Source organism: Variovorax sp. MHTC-1 (assembly GCF_003984645.1).
Classification (GTDB): domain Bacteria; phylum Pseudomonadota; class Gammaproteobacteria; order Burkholderiales; family Burkholderiaceae_C; genus Variovorax.
Map to the genome: position 1 here is coordinate 169553 of NZ_RWKI01000008.1, position 20659 is coordinate 190211.

Annotated in this window: 21 protein-coding genes; 10 read left to right on the forward strand and 11 right to left on the reverse strand. The window is 68.7% G+C overall.

The window, feature by feature from the left end; genetic code table 11:
- Positions 1-4: 4 nt before the first annotated feature.
- From EJI01_RS15945 to purU, 4 genes are read right to left on the reverse strand one after another with little or no spacing between them, the layout of a single operon-like run.
- Positions 5-730, reverse strand: a complete 726-nt coding sequence (locus EJI01_RS15945; RefSeq protein WP_126838122.1) for an LrgB family protein — start codon at positions 728-730, stop codon at positions 5-7.
- Between the two features lie 3 nt (positions 731-733).
- On the reverse strand, positions 734-1084 hold the full coding sequence (locus EJI01_RS15950) for a CidA/LrgA family protein (protein ID WP_126838123.1): 351 nt from the start codon (positions 1082-1084) through the stop codon (positions 734-736).
- A gap of 13 nt (positions 1085-1097) precedes the next feature.
- Entirely contained in the window at positions 1098-2576 is a 1479-nt protein-coding gene (locus EJI01_RS15955) for an FAD-linked oxidase C-terminal domain-containing protein (RefSeq protein ID WP_126838124.1), read from the reverse strand.
- 9 nt (positions 2577-2585) lie between these two features.
- The gene (gene purU / locus EJI01_RS15960) at positions 2586-3431 is read right to left on the reverse strand and encodes a formyltetrahydrofolate deformylase (RefSeq protein ID WP_126838125.1); all 846 of its coding nucleotides are present in this window, start codon (positions 3429-3431) and stop codon (positions 2586-2588) included.
- Positions 3432-3555: 124 nt separating this feature from the next.
- Between purU and EJI01_RS15965 the strand changes: the two genes are divergently transcribed.
- A complete protein-coding gene (locus tag EJI01_RS15965; protein ID WP_126838126.1) occupies positions 3556-4890 on the forward strand; it encodes an aminotransferase class III-fold pyridoxal phosphate-dependent enzyme in 1335 nt (444 codons plus the stop codon).
- A gap of 57 nt (positions 4891-4947) precedes the next feature.
- Here EJI01_RS15965 and EJI01_RS15970 read toward each other — a convergent pair whose 3' ends face one another.
- On the reverse strand, positions 4948-5772 hold the full coding sequence (locus tag EJI01_RS15970) for a ChaN family lipoprotein (RefSeq protein ID WP_126838127.1): 825 nt from the start codon (positions 5770-5772) through the stop codon (positions 4948-4950).
- A gap of 62 nt (positions 5773-5834) precedes the next feature.
- Here EJI01_RS15970 and EJI01_RS15975 point away from each other — a divergent pair, with 62 nt between their 5' ends.
- Positions 5835-6902: an AbrB family transcriptional regulator gene (locus EJI01_RS15975; RefSeq protein ID WP_260602478.1), complete on the forward strand. Its 1068-nt coding sequence runs from the start codon at positions 5835-5837 to the stop codon at positions 6900-6902.
- On the opposite strand, the gene EJI01_RS15980 is transcribed toward EJI01_RS15975, so the two are convergent.
- Together EJI01_RS15980 and EJI01_RS15985 are read right to left on the reverse strand one after the other, a co-directional pair.
- Positions 6899-7177 (reverse strand): DUF3567 domain-containing protein, encoded by a 279-nt coding sequence (locus EJI01_RS15980; protein ID WP_185878944.1) that lies wholly within the window; start codon positions 7175-7177, stop codon positions 6899-6901. The genes EJI01_RS15975 and EJI01_RS15980 overlap by 4 nt on opposite strands.
- A 121-nt stretch (positions 7178-7298) precedes the next feature.
- Complete coding sequence (locus tag EJI01_RS15985; RefSeq protein ID WP_126838130.1) at positions 7299-8414, reverse strand: DUF3108 domain-containing protein; 1116 nt, start codon at positions 8412-8414, stop codon at positions 7299-7301.
- 99 nt (positions 8415-8513) lie between these two features.
- Here EJI01_RS15985 and EJI01_RS15990 point away from each other — a divergent pair, with 99 nt between their 5' ends.
- On the forward strand, positions 8514-9536 hold the full coding sequence (locus EJI01_RS15990) for a fumarylacetoacetate hydrolase family protein (protein WP_126838131.1): 1023 nt from the start codon (positions 8514-8516) through the stop codon (positions 9534-9536).
- Here the strand turns inward: EJI01_RS15990 and EJI01_RS15995 are convergent.
- Together EJI01_RS15995 and EJI01_RS16000 are read right to left on the reverse strand one after the other, a co-directional pair.
- Positions 9527-9706 (reverse strand): hypothetical protein, encoded by a 180-nt coding sequence (locus tag EJI01_RS15995; protein ID WP_260602479.1) that lies wholly within the window; start codon positions 9704-9706, stop codon positions 9527-9529. The two genes, EJI01_RS15990 and EJI01_RS15995, sit on opposite strands and share 10 nt — an antisense overlap.
- 77 nt (positions 9707-9783) lie before the next feature.
- The gene (locus tag EJI01_RS16000) at positions 9784-10572 is read right to left on the reverse strand and encodes a LuxR family transcriptional regulator (RefSeq protein WP_126838132.1); all 789 of its coding nucleotides are present in this window, start codon (positions 10570-10572) and stop codon (positions 9784-9786) included.
- 74 nt (positions 10573-10646) lie between these two features.
- On the opposite strand from EJI01_RS16000, the gene EJI01_RS16005 reads away from it, so the two are divergent.
- Genes EJI01_RS16005 through EJI01_RS16015 form a run of 3 tightly spaced genes read left to right on the forward strand, consistent with a single transcriptional unit; the run spans position 10647 to position 13709 of the window.
- Complete coding sequence (locus tag EJI01_RS16005) at positions 10647-12404, forward strand: FAD-dependent monooxygenase (protein WP_126838133.1); 1758 nt, start codon at positions 10647-10649, stop codon at positions 12402-12404.
- Positions 12405-12462: 58 nt separating this feature from the next.
- Entirely contained in the window at positions 12463-12693 is a 231-nt protein-coding gene (locus EJI01_RS16010; RefSeq protein WP_126838134.1) for a hypothetical protein, read from the forward strand.
- 41 nt (positions 12694-12734) lie between these two features.
- Complete coding sequence (locus EJI01_RS16015) at positions 12735-13709, forward strand: Bug family tripartite tricarboxylate transporter substrate binding protein (RefSeq protein WP_126838135.1); 975 nt, start codon at positions 12735-12737, stop codon at positions 13707-13709.
- Between the two features lie 243 nt (positions 13710-13952).
- Here the strand turns inward: EJI01_RS16015 and EJI01_RS16020 are convergent, their stop codons facing one another.
- Together EJI01_RS16020 and EJI01_RS16025 are read right to left on the reverse strand one after the other, a co-directional pair.
- On the reverse strand, positions 13953-15107 hold the full coding sequence (locus tag EJI01_RS16020; RefSeq protein WP_126838136.1) for a toxin-antitoxin system YwqK family antitoxin: 1155 nt from the start codon (positions 15105-15107) through the stop codon (positions 13953-13955).
- Positions 15108-15130: 23 nt separating this feature from the next.
- Positions 15131-15544, reverse strand: coding sequence for a VOC family protein (locus EJI01_RS16025; RefSeq protein ID WP_126838137.1), 414 nt, complete (start codon positions 15542-15544; stop codon positions 15131-15133).
- A gap of 37 nt (positions 15545-15581) precedes the next feature.
- On the opposite strand from EJI01_RS16025, the gene EJI01_RS16030 reads away from it, so the two are divergent.
- The 4 genes from EJI01_RS16030 to EJI01_RS16045 all read left to right on the forward strand — a co-directional run bounded on the left by EJI01_RS16030 (position 15582) and on the right by EJI01_RS16045 (position 20635).
- Positions 15582-16847 carry a cystathionine gamma-synthase family protein gene (locus EJI01_RS16030; RefSeq protein ID WP_409513959.1) on the forward strand — a complete coding sequence of 422 codons (1266 nt, stop codon included), beginning with the start codon at positions 15582-15584 and terminating at the stop codon, positions 16845-16847.
- The gene (locus tag EJI01_RS16035; RefSeq protein ID WP_126838139.1) at positions 16844-17833 is read left to right on the forward strand and encodes a TraB/GumN family protein; all 990 of its coding nucleotides are present in this window, start codon (positions 16844-16846) and stop codon (positions 17831-17833) included. Before EJI01_RS16030 ends, EJI01_RS16035 begins: the two co-directional genes overlap by 4 nt.
- A 29-nt stretch (positions 17834-17862) precedes the next feature.
- Positions 17863-18216 (forward strand): DUF2946 family protein, encoded by a 354-nt coding sequence (locus tag EJI01_RS16040; protein ID WP_126838140.1) that lies wholly within the window; start codon positions 17863-17865, stop codon positions 18214-18216.
- A gap of 103 nt (positions 18217-18319) precedes the next feature.
- Complete coding sequence (locus EJI01_RS16045; protein ID WP_126838141.1) at positions 18320-20635, forward strand: TonB-dependent receptor; 2316 nt, start codon at positions 18320-18322, stop codon at positions 20633-20635.
- The last annotated feature ends 24 nt before the right edge of the window (positions 20636-20659 follow it).

Sequence of the window (20659 nt, forward strand, 5' to 3'; positions counted from 1 at the left end):
TTTTTTAGAGCATCCGGAACACCAGCGGCATCAGGAGCGCGGCCAGCACCACCTGCATGCCCAGCGCCAGGCCGGCATAGGCGCCGGCATCGGCATCCACATGCAGCGCGCGGGCCGCGCCGATGCCATGGGCCGTGGTGCCGAGCGCGAAGCCGCGGGCGGCATAACCCGGGGCATCGGTGCCGATGCGTAGCGCATCGAAGAGGTACTTGCCCGACAGCGCGCCGATCATGCCGGTGAGGACCGCGAACACCGCAGACAGCGCCGGAATGCCGCCGATCTTTTCCGAGATGCCCATGGCCACCGGCGCCGTGACCGATTTGGGCGCGAGCGAGAGCACCACGTCGTGCGGCAAGTCCACCGCCCAGCCCAGTGCCACAGCCGATCCGCCCGCCGCCGCGCCGCCTGCCAGCGCGGCGAGCAGGAGCCGGCCGAAGCGCGCGCGCAATTCGGCGCGCCGCTGCCACAAAGGCCAGGCCAACGCAACGACGGCCGGACCGAGCAGGAAGTGGATGAACTGCGCGCCGGCGAAATAGGTCGGGTAGTCCACGCCCGTGGCCAGCAGGCCGCCCGCCAGCGCGATCACCGACCACAGCACCGGGTTGGCCCAGGGCGCGCTGTCCAGCTTCGCGTAGGCCGCGTTCGCGAGCAGGTACACCACCAGCGTCGCCGTGAGGCCGAAGAGCGGCGTGGCCGAGAGATAGATCCAGAGTTCGACGAAGCGCGGCACGGCTCAGGTCTTGTTCTTCTTGTGATTGAATCCGTAGAGCACCAGCACGGTCACCGCCAGCCCGATCCAGGTCGACAGCACGACGACGAGCAGCATGCGTCCGCCGTACTGGCTCAAGAGCGCGAGATGCGTCATCACGCCCACGCCGACCGGGATGAACAGCAGCGACAGGTGCGCGAGCATGAAGTTCGCACATTCGGCGACCGGCTCGCGCACTGCGGGGAGGTACAGCGCGCCCAGCAGCAGCATCAAGCCGAGTACCGGGCCGGGGAGCGGCAGCGACAACCCGCGAGCGAGTACTTCGCCGATCGACTGGAACACCAGCAGCCAGGCCAGGCCGCGCAAGCCGTTCATCGTGCCTGCTCTTTCAGAAACGGGGGAGGTCCGGATGCGCCAGGCGCCCGCCGCGCACCACTTCGCGGCCGTACTCGGCGCAGCGCTGCAGCGTGGGGATGGCCTTGCCGGGGTTCAGCAGACCTGCCGGATCGAAAGCGCGCTTGACGCCGAACATCTGCTCGTTCTCCTCGGCCGTGAACTGTACGCACATGCTGTTGAGCTTCTCGACGCCCACGCCGTGCTCGCCCGACACCGTGCCGCCCATCGCGACGCTGGTCTCCAGGATGTCGGCGCCGAAGAGCTCGCAGCGGTGCAGCTCGTCGGGGTCGTTGGCATCGAAGAGCACCAGCGGATGCAGGTTGCCGTCGCCGGCATGGAACACGTTGCAGCAGCGCAGGTTGTACTTCTTCTCCATCTGCTGGATGGCGAGCAGGATGTCGGCCAGGCGCTTGCGCGGGATGGTCGAGTCGAGGCACATGTAGTCGGGGCTGATGCGGCCCGAAGCGGGAAAGGCGTTCTTGCGGCCGCTCCAGAACTTCAGGCGTTCGTCCTCGTCGCGGCTCACCGAGAGCGCGGTGGCGCCGCAATCGCGCAGCACGGCGCTCATGCGGCCGATCTCTTCTTCGACCTCCTCGGGCGTGCCGTCGGATTCGCAGAGCAGGATTGCTTCGGCTTCGAGGTCGTAGCCGGCGCGCACGAAGTCCTCGACTGCGGCCGTCATCGGCTTGTCCATCATCTCGAGACCGGCCGGGATGATGCCGGCCGCGATCACGGCCGCCACTGCATCGCCGGCTTTGCGCACGTCGTCGAAGCTGGCCATGATGCACCGCGCGAGCCGCGGCTTGGGCACCAGCTTGACGGTGACCTCGGTGGTCACGGCCAGCATGCCTTCGCTGCCGACCACGAGCGCGAGCAGGTCCAGCCCCGCGCAGTCGAGCGCCTCGCTGCCGAACTCGATCGCTTCGCCTTCGGCGGTGAAGCCGCGCACGCGCAGCACGTTGTGCAGCGTGAGGCCGTACTTGAGGCAGTGGACGCCGCCCGAGTTCTCGGCCACGTTGCCGCCGATGGTGCAGGCAATCTGGCTCGAAGGGTCGGGCGCGTAGTAGAGGTTGAAAGGCGCGGCGGCTTCGCTGATCGCGAGGTTGCGCACGCCGCACTGAACCACCGCGGTGCGGCTGACCGGGTCGATCTTCAGGATGCTGTTGAACTTGGCGAGCGAGAGCGTGACGCCCACGGCGTTGGGCATCGCGCCGCCCGAGAGCCCGGTGCCGGCGCCGCGCGCCACGACCGGCACGCCGAGCGCGTGGCAGGTCTTGAGCACGGCCGCAACCTGCGCCTCGGTCTCGGGCAGCGCCACGGCCAGCGGGCGCTGGCGGTAGGCGGTAAGGCCGTCGCACTCGTAGGGCGTGGTGTCCTCGGCGTTCCAGATCAGCCCGTGCGCCGGCAGATGAGGCTGCAGCGCGCGCACCACCTGCGACTGGCGTTCGGAGGCTTGGGCGAGCGCGTTCATGAAATCGCCCTACCTGAACACCACCGTGCGGTGTCCATTGAGCAGCACGCGATGCTCGCTGTGCCACTTCACCGCGCGCGCCAGCACCTGGCTCTCGGTGTCGCGGCCTCGGGCCGTTAGGTCTTCCACCGTGTCGGTGTGGTCGGCGCGTTCCACGTCCTGCTCGATGATCGGGCCCTCGTCGAGGTCGGCCGTCACGTAGTGGGCCGTGGCGCCGATCAGCTTCACGCCGCGGTCGTGGGCCTGGTAGTAGGGCTTGGCACCCTTGAAGCTGGGCAGGAAGGAGTGGTGAATGTTGATCGCGCGGCCGGCGAGCTGCGTGCACAGGTCATTGCTGAGGATCTGCATGTAGCGCGCCAGCACCACCAGCTCGGCGCCTTCGGCTTCGATGATCTCCAGCTGCTTCGCCTCGCCCTGGGCCTTGGTCGCGGCCGTCACCGGGATGTGGTGGAAGGGCACGTTGTAGCTGGCGGCGAGCTGGTAGAAGTCGCGGTGGTTCGAGATGATGGCGCGCACGTCGATCGCGAGCAGGCCGCTCTTCCAGCGGAACAGCAGGTCGTTGAGGCAGTGGCCTTCCTTGCTGACCAGGATCACGGTCTTCATCGGCTCGGCGGCGACGTGCAGCTTCCAGCGCATGCCGAAGCTTTGGGCCAGGCCGGCGAGCTGCTCGCGCAAGGCGGCTTCGCTCTGGTCGCAGGCAAAGCGCACGCGCATGAAGAACAGGCCCGTGCCGTGGTCGTTGTACTGCGCCGCTTCTTCGATGTTGCCGCCGCGCTCGAGCAAGAAGCCGGAAACGGCATGGACGATGCCGGTGCGGTCGGGGCAGGAAAGGGTGAGGATGTACGCGGGGGTCATAGAACCGGTGATTGTCGCAGGGCGGGCTTCGACAAGCTCGGCCTGAACGGACTGTGCCGGCGCTGCAGCGTTCGCAGGGGAGTGCCAAAATGCCCATCCCGATGCCTTCAGGCAGGAGTGATTCATGGCCTACAACGACTTCAGCATGGACAACCAGTGGTTGCCCTTCACCCCGAACCGCCATTTCAAGAAAGATCCGCGCGTCTTCGTGGCCGCCGATGGGATGGAGTTCACCACGCATGACGGCAGGAAGGTGATCGACGGCATCTCCTCGCTCTGGTGCGTGGGCGCGGGGCACAACCGCAAGCCCATCAACGAGGCGATCAAGAAGCAGCTCGACACGCTCGACTACGCCACCGCCTTCCAGGTCAGCAACGACAAGGCTTTCAAGGCCGCCGAGATGATCGCCGCGATGGCGCCCGGCGACCTCAACAAGGTGCTGTTCTGCAACTCCGGCAGCGAAGCCGCCGACACCTCGATGAAGGTGGCGCTGGCCTACCACCGCGCGCGCGGGGAAGGGCACCGCAACCTCTTCATCGGCCGCGAGAAGGGCTACCACGGCGTCGGCTTCGGCGGCATGTCGGTGGGCGGCATTCCGGGCAACCGCAAGGTGTTCGGCTCGGCCTTTTTGCCGCGCGTGGACCACATGCGCTTCATCCACGATCCGGTGAACCATGCCTACATCCACAACCAGGAACCGGTGTGGGCCGACGATCCGCTGGCCGATCTGGAGCAGCGCATCCTGCCGCTGCACGACCCGAGCAACGTGGCCGCGATCATCGTCGAGCCGGTGGCCGGTTCGGCCGGCTGGTACCTGCCGCCCAAGGGCTACCTGCAGAAGCTGCGCGGGATCTGCGACAAGCACGGCATCCTGCTGATCTTCGACGAGGTCATCACCGGCTTCGGCCGCATGGGCACCAACTTCGCGTCGGACTACTACGGCGTGGTGCCCGACATGCTGAACTTCGCCAAGTGCGTGACCAACGGCGTGATCCCGCTGGGCGGCGTGATCTGCCGCGACAAGCTGTACGACGAGATGATGAACACCTCGGCCCCCGAGCACGTGGTGGAGTTCTTCCACGGCTACACCTACTCGGGCCACCCGGTGGCTTGCGCGGCGGCCATCGCGACGCTCGAGCTGCTGCAGAAGGAGCAGCTGTTCCCGCGCGCCGGCGAGATGGGCAAGGTGCTGGGCGATGCCTTCCACAGCGCCTTCAAGGGGCTGCCGAACGTGATCGGCATCCGCGGCCTGGGCCTGGCCGCTGCGGTGGAGTTCGCGCCGATCGCGGGTTCGCCGGGCAAGCGGGCCTACGACATCTTCCTGGACTGCTATCACAAGGGCTCGCTGGTGCGGCCGGCGGGCGACGTGATCGTGATCGCACCGCCCTTCGTCGTCGAGAAGTCGCACATCGACACGCTGGTCAATACCTTGGCGGATTCGATCAAGAAGAACGCTTGAGGAACCGAGCCCCCTCGCTCGGCACTGCGTGTCCTCGCTGCCCCCGAGGGGGCAGCGTCAGCCTTGGGGGCGGCCCGCCGGCCTGACGCCGGCGCAGTAGTCCTTCTCCGGCAGCGCCGGCGTGTGCCACACGGCATCGAAGGCGCCTGGTTCGCGCGGGGACATCGGCACGCCGGCCTGCAGCTGCACCGTTTTCACCGCCAGGTCGCTCGGCAGATGTTGCGGCACGCCCACCGCCTTGGCAGTGTGGCCGGCGCCGCTCAGCAGCAGCACGGTCTTGCCCGGCACCCGTGCCTTGACGATCGCCTGCGCCATGGCGCGGTCGCGTGCGATCTGGATGCGCGTCATCGGCCCGATCTGCGACTCGGGCAAGAGCTTGCAGTGGCCGTTGCGCACCGCCTCCTGCTGCGCCTTGTGCGCCTCCTTGCCGAGCTGTGCGTCGAGCGAGACATCGGCCATCGCGTCTTTCATGCGCTCGCGCGGCAGGTTGGCGCCGATCACCGGCACGCCCGCGCGCACGGCGGCCATCACGGCCGGGCCATAGGCGCTCCAGGGCCAGGCCTTCTCGTTCCATTTGAGCGCGGCCTGTACCTGCGCATCGGTCGCGTCGCGCGCGAGGCCGGCCGTGGTCGCGCCTTCGTCCGCCATCTCGAGCGCCAGCGCGGCCAGGCGGCCGCGTGCGGCCAGTGTCTCGACCGTCTCGCGCTCGATCACCTGGTGCTCGGCGGCATCGTGCTGCTCGCCGAGCAGCAGCGCGTCGGCCGGCAGCAGGGCCATCGCGCGTCGGGCGATCGGTTCATCCGCGCGTGGCGCGAAGGCAGAGCAACCGGTGAGGACCACCGCCATGAGCAAGGACAGCGTGCAAAAGCGTCGAAACAGCATCGAGCCATACTATGCGACGGCGGCCGCGGCGCGCCGCCGTCCAATTCCCCTTCTTCCTGTCCGTGTCCCTCCGCTTTCCGGTTCGCGTCCTCGCCACGCTCTTGCTTGCACTCGTGGCGGCCGGGCTCTGTCTCGCCCTGCACACGCCGTTGCCCTGGATGATCGGGCCGCTGCTGGCCGTGTCGCTGGCCTCGATCGCGGGAGCGCCGACCGCCAGCCACACGCCCTTGCGCAATGCCGGGCAGTGGGTGATCGGGGTCGCGCTGGGCCTCTACTTCACGCCGCAGGTGGTTGCGCTGGTGGCGGGCGTGTGGTGGGCCATCGTGCTCGCCATCGTCTGGGCGCTGGCACTGGGCTGGGCCTTCGGTGGCTGTTTGCAGCGCTTGCATGTGGGCCGGATGCCGCATGTGCCTGCGCGATCCATGAGAGCCACGACTTACTTCGCAGGCGCGATCGGCGGCGCGTCCGAGATGACGCTTCTGGCCGAGCGCGTCGGCGCGCGCACCGATCTGGTCGCCGCCGCGCACAGCCTGAGGCTGGTGCTGGTCACGGTCGCGATTCCGTTCGCAATGCAATGGAGCGGGCTGCATGAGCTCGAGATCAACGTGGCCGGCGTGCGCGAAGTGCGCTGGGGCGGCCTCGCGCTGCTTGCGCTGGCGACCGGCGTGGGCGGCTTGGTGATGCGGATCGCTGGGCGCACCAATCCGTGGTTCATGGGACCGCTGGTGGTGTCGATGGGATTCACCATGGCCGGCCAGCAACTGTCGGCGGTGCCGGTGTGGCTGTCGAACGCGGCCCAACTGGTGATCGCGGTGAGCTTGGGCGTGCGCTTCAGCCGCGAGTTCCTGCACACGGCGCCGCGCTGGCTGGCGACGGTGGCGCTCGGTACGCTGGGGATGATCGCGCTCTGCGGCGCTTTCGCGTGGCTCCTGGCCTGGGTCACCGGCCTGCATCCGGCCACCATGATTCTGGGCACTTCGCCCGGCGGTATCGCCGAGATGGCGATCACCGCGAAAGTGTTGCAGCTGGGGGTGCCGGTGGTGACGGCGTTTCAGGTCTGCCGGCTGGTCGCCGTGCTGTTGATCGTGGGGCCGATGTACGGTTGGTTGTACGGCAATCGTCGCGCTTAGTGGACGAGGACGGGCGTGTGCGCCAGTTCGGCGTAGCCCTCGAGCGTGTCTTCGACTTCTTCCTGCGTCGGTGTGTTGAGCTGCCAGGCAGCAATCTGCTGCTGGAACAGTTCGGCCCAGGAACCGTCGAGATAGACCTCCTTGCCGGAGCGCTTGTCCACGATCTCGAAGCCGTGACGCGCGAGCACCGGAATGTCGGGCGCCACGGGCGTGTCGCCTTCGGTCGGCTGCACGTGCACGACGACGAAGGAGTCGGAGTCGTAAAGCATTTGCATGGCGGGTCCAGTGAGGATGTCGATGGCATTCATGTTGGTTAGATAGCAATCAACGCGCCAGTTTCAAGAAGGGCTGTTGTTTTGTAGGAACAGGCTGTGTTCTTTTGTGATTTATTCGGCCTCAGGGGCGCATCGGCTCGACGCTGCGCAGCTGCAGATCGGCGAAATCGCCGTTGCTCTGGGTCTGCCTGATGCGCACCGGCAGATAGCCCAGCTCGGGCGCCAGCCAGAGCTCGACCTTGTCGTCGAAGGGCTGGCGCGGATTGCGCGTGAGCTTGCGCGCGGTGAATTCGCCGGCTTGCAGGCTCAGTTTTTCGTCCTCTTCGACCTTGAAGATCCAGATGTCGGCATCGCGCGGGCCCACCGTCTGGATCGCGAAAGCCGCACCGGGTGGATAGCGCCCGGGATCGCCGGCCATCAGCGCGCCGAGCTGCAGGATCACGCTCAGCCGGTCCTGCGCGCCCGGCATCAGCGGCACGCTCGGTGCGTTGTTGCTGAACACCACCGTGCCCTGCTCGCGCACGAAGTGCGAGGCGACCTCGTTCCTGCGCTTGTCCGAGAAGCGGGTCGGTTCGATGCCGTCGGCACCGATCACGCCATTGCTGTGCTGGCTGCGGATGGTCCGGAAGAGGAAGTTGAGCGACAGCTGCGCGTCGTACTGCCGGCCGTCCTGCAGCCAGGTCAGGTTGCCGAACACGCCCTGCATCGGCGCCGTGCCCATCTGCCCGGTGGCCGCGAAGGCGAGCCGCACCGAACCCGGGATGCGCTGCGGCGGGGCTTCGGCCTGGCCCGCGGCGCTGCTGCCGCCGGCCGCGGCCGATGCGCCCTCGGTGGGCGCCGCGGCCGCTGCTTCCGGCGTTGGCTCTGCGGGAACGCCGGCCTCGACCGGCGCCTGGGCCGTCACATCCGGGCCGGGCGGCTCGGCCGGCGCCGAAATCTCGGGCGCAGGGGCGGGCGCTTGCGGGCGGGCGACTGGCGGCGGGCGCGCGGGTTTGGGCGGCGGCGGCTTGGCGGCGGCCGCGGGTGGAGGCGGCGCTGGCTCCTCGGCCGGCGGCGCAATGACGATGGTGCGCGTCGTGAATTTGCCGGCCAGCGGCGAAGGATGCGGCCCCACGGCCAGCGGCGCCAGGCCCAGCAGCGCCAGGTGTGCGAGCAGCACCGCCGCGGCCAGCAGCGCCAGTCCGCGCCAAGGCGGGCGCGGAACCGGGGGCAGGACGGGGAGGGCGTTCTGGGGCATCAAGAGTGGATCGAACGCCGGTCTCGAGGTTCTGCTCGGTACACTGCCGCCCGTTCAATCAGTTTAGTAGCGATGCCCTGCCGGCATCCGCCGCCACCCATGAAACTCGCCACCCTCAAAGACGGCTCGCGCGACGGCCAACTGGTCGTCGTTTCGCGCGACCTGGCCAGCGCCCACTACGCCACCGGCATCGCCAGCCGCCTGCAGCAGGCGCTCGACGACTGGGGCTTCATGAGCCCGCAGTTGCAGGACCTGTCGGATGCGCTCAACGCGGGCCGCGCGCGCCATGCCTTTCCCTTCGATCCCACCCAATGCATGGCGCCGCTGCCGCGCGCTTACCAGTGGGCCGACGGCTCGGCCTACCTCAACCACGTGGAGCTGGTGCGCAAGGCGCGCAATGCCGAGGTGCCCGACAGCTTCTACACCGACCCGCTGATGTACCAGGGCGGCAGCGATGACTTCATCGGCCCCTGCGACCGCATCGTGGTCGCGAGCGAGGCTTTCGGCATCGACTTCGAGGCCGAGATCGCCGTCGTCACCGGCGACGTGAAGATGGGCGCAACGCCGGCGCAGGCGCTCGACGGCATCCGCCTCGTGATGCTCGCCAACGACGTGAGCCTGCGCAACCTGATCCCGGCCGAGCTGGCCAAGGGCTTCGGCTTCTTCCAGAGCAAGCCCGCGACCGCGTTCAGCCCGGTCGCCGTGACGCTCGACGAACTGGGCGAGGCCTGGCAGGGCGGCCGCGTGCATCTCACGCTGCAGAGCAGCTGGAACGGCCGCAAGGTCGGCATGTGCGATGCGGGCGAGGAGATGACCTTCCACTTCGGCCAGCTGATCGCGCATATCGCCAAGACCCGCAACGTGCGCGCCGGCAGCATCGTCGGCAGCGGCACGGTGAGCAACAAGGGCGTCGAGAAGAACGGCCGCACCGAGTGGCCCAAGGGCTACAGCTGCATCGCCGAAAAGCGCTGCATCGAGACCATCCAGGACGGCCAGCCGGCGACCGAGTTCATGAGGTACGGCGATACGATCCGGATCGAGATGAAGAGCAAGGACGGGCAGTCGATCTTTGGGGCGATCGATCAGGAAGTAGTTGCGCCGGGCAGCACCGGTCAGCCATAGCGCGCGAATTCGTTTCCATCTCGCTTCAGAAGCTGAATGAGCTTGGGATGCGCAAAGAGTTTTTCCTTGCCCGCCTGGACTTCCACCAGCACACCCGCGCCGGCCAGATCCTTCAGGGAGCGTGAGGCAGCCTGGCGCTGACGGGACAGGTCGATCCATACGCGTCGCAATTTTCATTTTTGCGACATAGCAGCGATCTCGTGTGCTCGGCGGCGACACGAGTTCGGGATGTGTCGCAAATTTGCGCTTACGGCGACACGACCGGCGAAACACCGCGCAGCAAGGCCTTCAGGGTTCCGATCCCCAGCCGCCGGAACGCGCGGTATTGGTGGGTCCGCACCGTCGTGAGCTCGATGCCGAGCTCGCGCGCGGTTTGCTTGGCGGTCTTGCCGGCCATCAGGTGCCCGATCACCTCGCGTTCGCGCAGGCTCAGGGCAAGCAGGCGCGTCGCCAGCGTGGGCTCGACGGCTTCGCGCGCCGCCATGGCGCTGCGGCCGTGCGCGAGCGTGGCATCGGCCAGCAGCGTGGCATGCGTTTCGAGCAGCGCGAAGTCCGCGTCGCCGAAGTCGGGCTGCGCCAGGCTGCGGTAGAAGCTCACGGCCGTGCGCTGGCCGGTCGGCAGCAAGAGCAGGATCGAGGCGCGCTCACGGATGCCGACGTCGCCGTAGCAGGCCGCACGGTAGGCCGGGTCGGCCACCTCTTCGGCGCGCTGGTGGCCGAGCCACAGCTGCGCTCGCTTGGGCAGCTTGCGCTTCGCCAGCCAGACCATGTTGGGGTCGAGCAGGTCGAAGCGCTGCGCCACGTAGCGCTCCGAGGTGCGCTCTGCCGTGTTGCCGTAGGTGCTCGCGGCCGACACCGTTTCGATGCGGCCGCTGGCGCTCACCGCGAATACGGTGCAGAAGGTCACCGGCAGCACGCGGTGCATCGCGCCGAGGTAGCTGGCCGCCAGGTGCGGCGTGCCGACGCCGGCGAGCACGCCGCTGACCACGGGGGCCGCCAGTGCGTGCTCGGCGGCGCGAAGAGGCCAGCGTCTCATGGAGATCTCAGGGTTAACACTTCGTACGAAGTTACGACAGCGGTGTCGGTGCGTCATCGGGACAATCCCTTCGCATGAACACCGCTGTCGCCCCCAAGCCTGCTGCCCCCACCGCGCGCACCGGCGATGCCTCCACTGGCCCGCAGCCGCCGGTGGCCGGCGAACTGCCGCCCTCGGTCGGCGCCTTCCGCTACACGCGCTTCGAACCTGTCTTGCCAGCGCTCGAAGACGGTATCGAGCCGGGCCGCCACCCGGTCGTGATCGCCGGCGGCGGCCCGGTCGGCATGTCGCTCGCGCTGGGCCTGGCCAACCATGGCGTCAGGAGCGTGATCCTGGAAGCCGACGACACGGTCTGCGTCGGCAGCCGCGCGGCCTGCGTCTCGCGCCGCAGCCTGGAGATCGTCGAGCGCCTCGGCGCGCTGCCGGCTTTCCTGGCCAAGGGCCTGCCCTGGACCGGCGGGCGCAGCTTCTACAAGACCGAGGAGGTGTTCCGCTTCGAGATGCCGCACGACGAGCGCCAGAAGCTGCCGCCGATGATCAATCTCGAGCAGTACTACATCGAGCAGTACCTGCTGGACGCGATCCATCGCCGCAACGAGGCGACGCCCGGATCGATCGACATCCGCTGGGGCACCGAGCTCGCCGGTTGCACGCAGGATGCGGACGGCCTGCGGCTGGAGGCGCGCAATGCACTCGGCAGCTACGTGCTGCAGGGCCAGTGGCTGGCCGCCTGCGACGGTGGCCAGAGCTTCGTGCGCAAGTCGCTCGGCCTCAATCTCGAGGGCACGGCCTACGAAGGCCGCTACGTGATCATCGACATCGAGCTGCACAGTACGCACCCGACGGAGCGCCGCGCCTGGTTCGATCCGCCCTGGAACCCGGGCTCGACCGTGCTGATGCACCGCCAGCCGGACGACATCTGGCGCATCGACTACCAGTTGCGCGCCGGCCAGAGCACCGAGGAAGCGCTGCAGCCCGCCGCGGTGCAGGAGTTCGTGCAGCGCCACCTCGAAGCCATCGGCGAGGGCCACCTGCCCTGGAAGACGGTCTGGACCTCGGTCTACCGCGCCGGCGCGATGACGCTCGCGAGCTACCGCCACGGCCGCGTGCTCTTCGCCGGCAATGCTGCGCACGCGATGCCGATCTTCGGCGTGCGCGGCCTGAATTCGGGCTTCGACGATGCCGACAACCTCGCGTGGAAGCTGGCGCTGGTGGCGCGCGGCCTGTCCGATGCATCGCTGCTCGACAGCTACTCGCAGGAGCGCATCGCAGCCTTCCACATCAATGCCGAAAGCGCGATGCGCAGCACCGAATTCATGTCGCCGCCTTCGCGCGGCTTCGACCTGCTGCGCGAAGCCGCGCTCTCGCTCTCGGGCGCGCACCGCGAGATCGCGAACCTGATCAATCCGCGGCAGACGCAGGCGGTGCATTACGAGGCCTCGGCGCTGTCCAGCGCGAGCGATGAACTCGCAGCCGGGCCGAAGCCGGGCGACGCGATGCCCGAGCAGCAGCTCGCCGCGGACCTGCATCTCACCGACTGGCTGGGGCCGACGTTCACCGTGCTCGTGCTCAACATCGATCGCAAAAAGGATGCCGCCTTCGAGGCCGAACTCGCGGCCGCGCAGGCTGGCGCGCTGAAGCCGGTGCTGCGCGAGCTGCCGCCGGGCGCCGCCGATGCCGCGGTGTTCGCGGCGCTCGGAGCGCAGGATGGCGCCGTCTACTTGCTGCGCCCCGACGGCCACGTGGCCGCGCGCTGGCGCCGCGTGCCGCCGGGTGCGCTGTCGCAGGCGCTGGCGCGCGCATCCGCATCGGCAGAAAAGGCGGCCGCATGAGACGCCGGGCCGCTCCCAAGTCGAATCGCACCGCAGCGCATGGCGCGGAGGTTGTCCAATGACTGCAGTACTGCTTCCCGAAGCGCGCGACCGTCTGTATGCCGAATGCGCGCGCGCCATCAGCGAGGCCGGCGCGGAACGGGAATCGCTGTTCCTCGCGCGGCTCGCCCTGCTGCTGTTCGAGCAGGTGGGCGACGAGGCGCGCTGCCGGGCCGCGCTGGCGCATGCGCTGGACGAGCTGCCGATGCCCTCGCTGTCCGCGCCGCCGGCCGACCAGCCCGCGAGCTGACCTTTCACGCCAATTCACCAAAACCCCAGGAGACTTTTCCGATGGATCGCAGAACCCTGCTCACGACCCTCGCTGCCGCCGCAGCCGCCAGCGCCGCACCATGGGCGCGCGCGCAGAACTACCCCGAGCAGCTCATCAAGTGGGTGGTGCCCTACCCCGCGGGGGGCGGCACCGACGTGATCGCGCGCACCCTGGCCGAAGCCATGCGGCAGACGCTGGGCCAGCAGATCGTCATCGACAATCGCCCCGGCGCCGCGACCAACATCGGCGCCGACCTGGTGGCCAAGGCCAAGCCCGACGGCTACACGATCATGTCGGCCGACAACGCGGTGCTGGCCTTCAACGAATATCTGTTCGGCAAGCTGCCCTTCAACCCGGAGAAGGACTTCAGCTACATCGGCGCCATCGGCAAGTTCCCGCTCGCGCTGGTCGTGCACCCGGACTTCCCGGCCAAGGACTTCAAGGCCTTCCTCGCCTACGTGAAGGCCAATCCCGGCAAGGTCAACTACGCCTCGCCCGGCAACGGCTCGCCGCACCACCTGGCGATGGAAATGTTCAAGAACCGCACCGGCACCTTCATCACGCACATCCCCTACCGCGGCGCGGCGCCGGCGATGGCCGAAGTGATGGGTGGCCAGGTGCCGTGCATGTTCCTCGACCTGGCCTCGGGCCTGCCGATCATGCAGGGCAACAAGGTGCGCGTGCTGGCCATCGGTTCGAGTGCGCGCTCGAAGCTGCTGCCGGACGTGCCGACGCTTGCCGAAGTGGGCGTGCCCAACACCGAGGTGTTCGCGTTCCAGGGCATCCTCGGCCCGGCCGGCCTGCCGGCGCCGGTGATCGCCAAGCTCAACGCCGAGCTGAACCGCGCCTTCAGCGTGCCGGCGGTGCAAAAGCGTTTCGGCGATTTCGGGATGGAGCCGATGCCGGGGACGCCGGCTCAGTTCGCGGCGCTGTCGCGCGCCGAATCGAAGCGCTGGGGTCCCATCATCAAATCGGCGGGCATCAAGCTGGATTGAAGCTTCACAAGCAGCGCTGGCTCGACCCGCTGGGCGAGCTGCCCCGTCGCGGCGGGCGAAGCCAGGCCCCTTCGGGGAACACCGCGGAACCGGCTTCGCCGGGCCGCTGGTGTTGCCCCCAGTGAGGGCTGAAGGCCGCGGCTCCAAGCCTGCCTGCGCAGGCTTGGACGGCCTGAAGGGCCAAGGCCTCCGTGCCGCGGCGCGTTTGGCGGACCACACGAAGTGGGGGAGCCTGGGGGTAAGCTAATTTGCCTTGCGCGACCCGTCCTCGAACATCTCGTCGTCGCGCTCCGGTTTGCCGTCGGCATCCCAAGTCCGTTCGCGCGTGACCCGGCCCTTGTCGTCGTAGACCGATTCGGCCATCAACGTGCCCTTGTCGTCGAAACGCTGGTGCGTGCCGATGGGGACGCGGCGGACCCGGTCGACCAGCAGGAAGCGCCCGAGCGCGGCGCGCTGGCCGTTGTCGTGGAATTCGGTGATCTCCAGCTGGCGCGCATCGCCGGCCGTGCCGTAGCGGGCCTTGCTGCGCGGTTGTCCGTTGAGGTAATAGCTCTCATCGCTCTGCGCTTCGCCGGCCGCGTTCCAGCGCTGGTCGCGCACCAGCGTGCCCCTCTCCGAGAAGTCCTGCTCTCGCTGCTTGATCGCGCCGCGCTCCACCAGCAGGAAGACCACCTCGCGGCGCTTGACCCCCTCCGACGACCAGCGCCGTTCGGTGCGCAGGTTGCCGTTGATCTCGTCCTGCAAGGAAGGCTTGCCGTTGTCGTAGAGATCCTCGCTGCGCACCCGCTTGCCGGCCGCATAGGCCAAGCGCGAACGCAAGATGCCCTTGCTGTCGAACAGCTCCACCTGCGAGGGCCCGTTCACGAAGCCGCACAGCCGCACGTCGTCGACCGCTGGCGCCAGCATCGGCTTGTCGCCGCAGCGCAGCGCCGACAACTGGCCGCGCTCGGTGAATTCGGCCGAGGCGCGTTCGCCCGGCTCGGCATAGAAGGCGATGCGCCGCACCTGGCCCCCGGGGTGGAAGCTGCGCGTCAGTCCCGTCTCGTGTCCGTTCTCGTAGGTCGCCTCGCGCAGCACGCCGCCGGTGGGCGAGAACTCGCGCGCCCGGCCTTGCATGTTGCCGTTGGCGTTGAGGCTGTGTTCCTTCACGAGCCTGCCCTTGTCGTAGTGGCGCACCAGGCCCATGAAGACGCCGTTCTGGATCTGCTGCTCGCGCATCAGCTCGCCGCTGCCGCGGTCCTTGCAGCGCATGAGGCCGGTCTTGCCCACGGTAGTGTTGCCGTTCGCCGGATTCACGCTCTGGCCGTTGAGCTCGCAGTCCTGCACCGCGTGCGCGGCAGGATGGAAGAGGGCGGCCAGTACGGCAGCAAGCCCGGCGGTGCGCAGAGAAATAACCATGGCGAAGCGGGTGAGAGTTCAGTTCATGCGTCGTAGACGGTGTCCAGCGATCGGAATCCTTTCGCCTCGATCGGGTTGCCGAAGGGATCGCAGAAGAACATCGTCCATTGCTCGCCCGGCTGGCCTTCGAAGCGGACCTGCGGCTTCAGCACGAAGTCTGCGCCGGCCGCCTGCAGGCGCTCGGCCAGCGCGCGCCACGCGGGCAGCTCGAGCACGATGCCGAAGTGCGGCATCGGCACCATGACGTCGCCGACGCGGCCGGTGCGCGAGGTGGCGAAGGGCTCGCCGAGATGCAGCGAGATCTGGTGGCCGAAGAAGTCGAAATCGACCCAAGTGTCGGTGCTGCGGCCTTCGGTGCAGCCGAGCAGGCCACCGTAGAAGCGACGCGTCTCGTCGAGATCGCGGACATGGAAGGCAAGGTGAAATATGCTGCGCATGTAACAAGCATAGCCGCGCTGCCTTGCTTTGACACCCATGGATACAACTCCGATGACCTCGCCGTCCGACGCTCCCGCCGCTGATCCGACCACCCGGCTGCTGCACGCCGACCGCCGCTTCGGCGTCGAGCAGGGCGGCGTGCACATGGCGGTGCACCCGTCGGTGCAGTACGGCTACGAGCGCGTCGAGGACCTGATCGGCGTGTTCCAGGGCACGCTGAAAAACCGTTTCAACTACGCGCGCCAGGGCACCCCGACCACCGCCGCGCTGGAGGCCAAGCTCACGGCGCTCGAGGAGGGCCTGGGCACCGTGTGTTTCGCGACCGGCATGGCCGCGGTCTCGGCCGTGTTCCTGACCTTGCTGCGCGCAGGCGATCACCTGGTCGCGAGCCGCCACCTGTTCGGCAACACCCACAGCGTGCTGGGCACGCTCCAGGGACTGGCCATTCAAGTGAGCCTGGTCGATGCGTCGGCGGCGACTGCCGTGGCGGATGCGCTCACACCCGCGACGCGCATGGTGTTCGTAGAAACCATCGCCAATCCCGGCACGCAGGTGCCCGACCTGGCCGGCATCGGCCGTCTCTGCGCCGAACGCGGCCTCGTCTACGTGGTGGACAACACCATCACCTCGCCGGCCCTGTTCCGGCCGAAGACGGTGGGCGCGAGCCTGTCGGTCAACTCGCTGACCAAGACCATCGCCGGCCACGGCAACGCGCTCGGCGGCGCGGTGACCGACACCGGCCTCTTCGACTGGAGCGGCTTTCCCAATATCTTTGCCGGCTATCGCCAGGGCGATGCGAAGCAGTGGGGCCTCGTGCAATTGCGCAAGAAGGGGCTTCGCGACCTGGGCGGCTCGCTGAGCTCCGACCATGCCCACCGCATCGCCGTCGGCGCCGAAACCCTGGCCCTGCGCGTGGCGCAGAGCAGCGCGACGGCCCTGTCGCTGGCGCGCTTCCTGGAGAGCCACCCGGCGGTGGCGCGTGTCCACTACCCGATGCTCGAGTCGCATTCGCAGCATGCATTGGCGCGCGCACATTTCGGCGCGGGCGCCTGGTTGCTGTCCTTCGAGCTGCAGGATCCGCAGGCCTGCATTCCGGTCATCAACCGGCTTCAGATTCCGATCAAGGCCACCGGCATGGGCGATACGCGCACCTTGATCATTCCGGTGGCGCCGACCATCTTCTGGGAGGCCGGCCCCGCGAGGCGGGCCGAGATGGGCATCGCGGAGGGCCTGATCCGCGTCTCGGTCGGGCTCGAGCGCGAGAGCGACCTGGTCGCCGATTTCGCGGCGGCGCTGGCATGAGCGGAGCCTGGGTTTCCCGCCTGCTTGCACTGGCTCTGGCGTGGCTATGTGCGGGCGCGACACTGGCCACGGCGGCCGACAAAGGCAGCGCCAAGCCCTTCTGCCCGCCGCCGGCCGCCGTGCCCGACCTGTCGCCCGAGGCCATGCGGCGCGCGATGCAGCAGGCGGTCGACCGCGGCCTCCTGTGGCGCATCGAGAAGGACGGCCGCACATCCTGGCTCTACGGCACCATGCACCTGGGCAAGGCCGAGTGGATGGTGCCGGGGCCGCGCGTGCTGCGCGCGCTGATGCAGAGCGACACGCTGGCGCTCGAACTCGACCTGCTCGATCCGGCGACGCTGGCCGTCTTCAGCGCACCCGCCGATGCGGCCGCCAGCGCGCGCGTGCTCACGCCGGAACGGCAGCGCCGCCTCGACCGGCAAGCCGCCGCCGCCTGCCTGCCCCAGGGCGCGCTGGCCCGGTTGCGGCCGATCCTGCAAGTGACGACCCTGTCGATGCTCGCGGCACGCTCCGAGGGCCTGTATGGCGACTACGGCAGCGAGGCCTTCCTCGCGGGCCTGGCGCGCGCCCGCGGCAAGCCCATCGTCGCGCTCGAAACCGCGGCCGACCAGTTGAAGATGCTCAGCGGCGATTCCGAGGCGGAGGAGGGCGAGCAGATCGACCAGGCCCTCGACGAACTCGAGTCGGGCCGCACCGGCGCATTGGCGGGCGAGCTGGCGCAGGCCTGGGCGCGCAACGACTGGCCCCGGCTCGACAGCTACACGCAGTGGTGCGACTGCGCGCGCACGCCCGCCGAACGGCGCGCGCTCAAGCGCCTGCTCGACGACCGCAACCCCGGGCTGGCCGACGGCATCGCGCGCCTGCATGCGCGGGGCCAGCGCGTGTTCGGCGCGGTCGGCGCGCTGCACATGGCCGGCCCCACCGGCCTGCCGGCGCTGCTGGCGGCGCGCGGCTTTCGCGTGACCGCGGTGGTGCCGGGCCCCTGAGCGCGGGACTGGCCGATAATCGCCGCCTCATGTCCTGCCTGCGCCACGCCCACCGACTCGGCCGCCTCGTGCTGCTGTGGTTCGCGCTGTCGCTGGGCGTGGCGGTCGCCTCGCCGATCGTGAATCCGCAGGCGGTGGAGCTGGTCTGCTCCAGCGCCGGCGCCGTCAAGATGGTCGTGCAGACCGACGACGGCACGCAGGAGCTGGGCGCGAGCCACATGGACTGCCCGCTGTGCATGCCGACCGGCGCGCCGCCGCCCACGGCGGCGGTCGCACTGCCGAGTCCTCTTCCGCTGGCCCACGCGGTCCAGCCCATTCCGGCCGCGCGCATCGCCGCGGCCACCGCCGCGCCGCTGCCCGCGCGCGGGCCTCCAGCGCTCTGAGCTTTTCTTCGAATCCGTAGCGCTGTGCGCCCCCGGCAAGGGCGCCCGCGCGCGAACTTCCTAGTCATGCACCGGCGCCAAGCGGCGCCGAGGAGCGCTTTCCATGAACAACAAAACCGTGCTGTCGCTCGCCTTGAGTGCGGCTTTTCCCTGGTTGGCCGCGCCCGTGCTGGCCCAGACCGCCGCGTCTGCGGATGACGCTCCCGAGCGCATCAAGTCGCTCGGCGTGGTGACCGTCACCGGCGGCCGGCCGACCTCGCTGCCGACGCAGATTCCCACCACCATCGAGGGCGTGACGCGCGAGGAAATCGAGACCCGCATCAACGCCACCGACAGCGAAGACGCGCTCAAATACCTGCCGAGCCTCCTGGTTCGCAAGCGCTACATCGGCGACTACAACCACGCGATCCTGTCCACGCGCGCGTCGGGCACCGGCAACAGCGCGCGGTCGGCGGTGTATGCCGACGGCATCCTGCTGTCGAACTACCTCGGCAACGGCATCGCCAACGGCACCAACTACGCGCCGCGCTGGGGCCTGGTCACGCCCGAGGAGATCGAGCGCGTGGACGTGATGTACGGTCCGTTCTCGGCCGCCTACCCGGGCAACTCGGCGGGCGCAGTGGTCGACTACGTGACGCGCATGCCGACGAAGCTGGAGGCGCACGTCAAGGCCGGCTATTCGTCGCAGCCGAACGACCTGTACAACACCCGCCGGACCTTCAACAGCTGGCAGACCAGCGCCTCGCTCGGCAGCAAGAGCGGCGACTGGTCCTGGTGGATCGATCTGAACCGCACCGACAGCCACGGCCAGCCGCTGACTTTCGCCACTGCCACCGTGGCTTCCGGCGCCGTGAGCCGCAGCGGCACGCCGGTGGCCGGCTTCGTGCCCGGCCTGAACACCACCAACACGCCGTGGTACATCCTCGGCACGGGCACGGCGTACCACACGGTGCAGGACCACGCGAAGCTCAAGCTGGCCTACGACATCTCACCGACCCTGCGCGCCACCTACACCCTGGGCTGGTGGCAGAACAGCGCCGAGGGCCGGCCCGACAGCTACCTGCGCAACGCGGCTGGCCAGCCGGTGTACAGCGGCGCAGTCAACATCGGCGGCCGCAGCTACATGCTGGCGCCCACCGCCTTCCCGCTTACCGACGACAGCCAAACGCACGTGATGCACGGGTTCTCGGTCAAGAGCAACACGCGGGGCGAGTGGGACTGGGAAGTTGCAGCGAGCCTGTACGACTACGCCAAGGACAAGCAACGCGCGCCGACGGTGGCGCTGCCGTTCGCGGCCATCGGTGGCGCCGGCACGCTGCAGGATCAGGACGGCACCGGCTGGAACACGCTGGCGGCCAAGGGTACGTGGCGGCCGCAGGGCGTGGCCGGCGCTCACATCGTCGACTTCGGCGTCGGCCGCGATGCCTACCAGTTGCGGATCCTGAAGACGAACGTCCTGGGCAGTTGGCAGGATGGCGCGCCGTTCTCGCCGTTGAGCAAGGTCGAAGGCCGCAGCGAAACCTTCAGCGCCTGGGCGCAGGACACCTGGTCCTTCGCGCCGAAGTGGAAGGCGGTGCTCGGCCTGCGCTACGAGGACTGGAAGGCGACGGACGGCCTCACTGCCGCGGCGACCGGGTTTCAGTCTTATGCAAAGCGTGGCGAATCGAACCTCTCGCCCAAAGCCGCATTGGCGTATCAGCTGAGCGCGGATACGGTGCTCAAGGCTTCGCTGGGCCGCGCGGTGCGCTTTCCCACCGTCGGCGAACTCTACGGCGCAACCTCGGGCGGTGCGCTGTCCTTCGTCAACGACCCGAATCTCGAGCCCGAGAAGTCATGGACCGGCGAGCTCTCGGCCGAGAAGGATCTGGGCAGCGGCCTGGCGCGCGCCACGCTGTTCCACGAGACCACGCGCGACGCGCTCTACAACCAGCTCATCTCCGGCTCCACGGTCTCGCGCGTGCAGAACGTCGACAAGGTGCGCACCGCCGGCATGGAGCTCGCCTATACCGGCCAGGACGTATTCGTGAAGGGTGTCGACCTCGGTGCCAGCCTGACCTACGCCGACTCGAAGATCGTGGCCAACGCCGCCTTGCCGGCCAGCGTCGGCAAACGGCAGCCGCGCGTGCCGCGTTGGCGCTCCACGGTCTACGCCACCTACAAGCCCGATGCGCGCTGGGCCTTCACCGTGGCCGCGCGCTACAGCGGGCGGCAATACTCGAACCTGGACAACAGCGACGTCAACGCTTTCGCCTACTTCGGCGCCAGCAAGTACTTCACGGTCGACCTGCGCGTGCGCTATCAGATCGACAAGCGCTGGTCGGCCGCCTTCGGTATCGACAACGCCAACAACTACCAGTACTGGAACTTTCACCCCTACCCGCAGCGCACCTACAGCGCTGAACTCCGATTCGACCTGTAGCTCACACTCTCCATCAAGGACCTC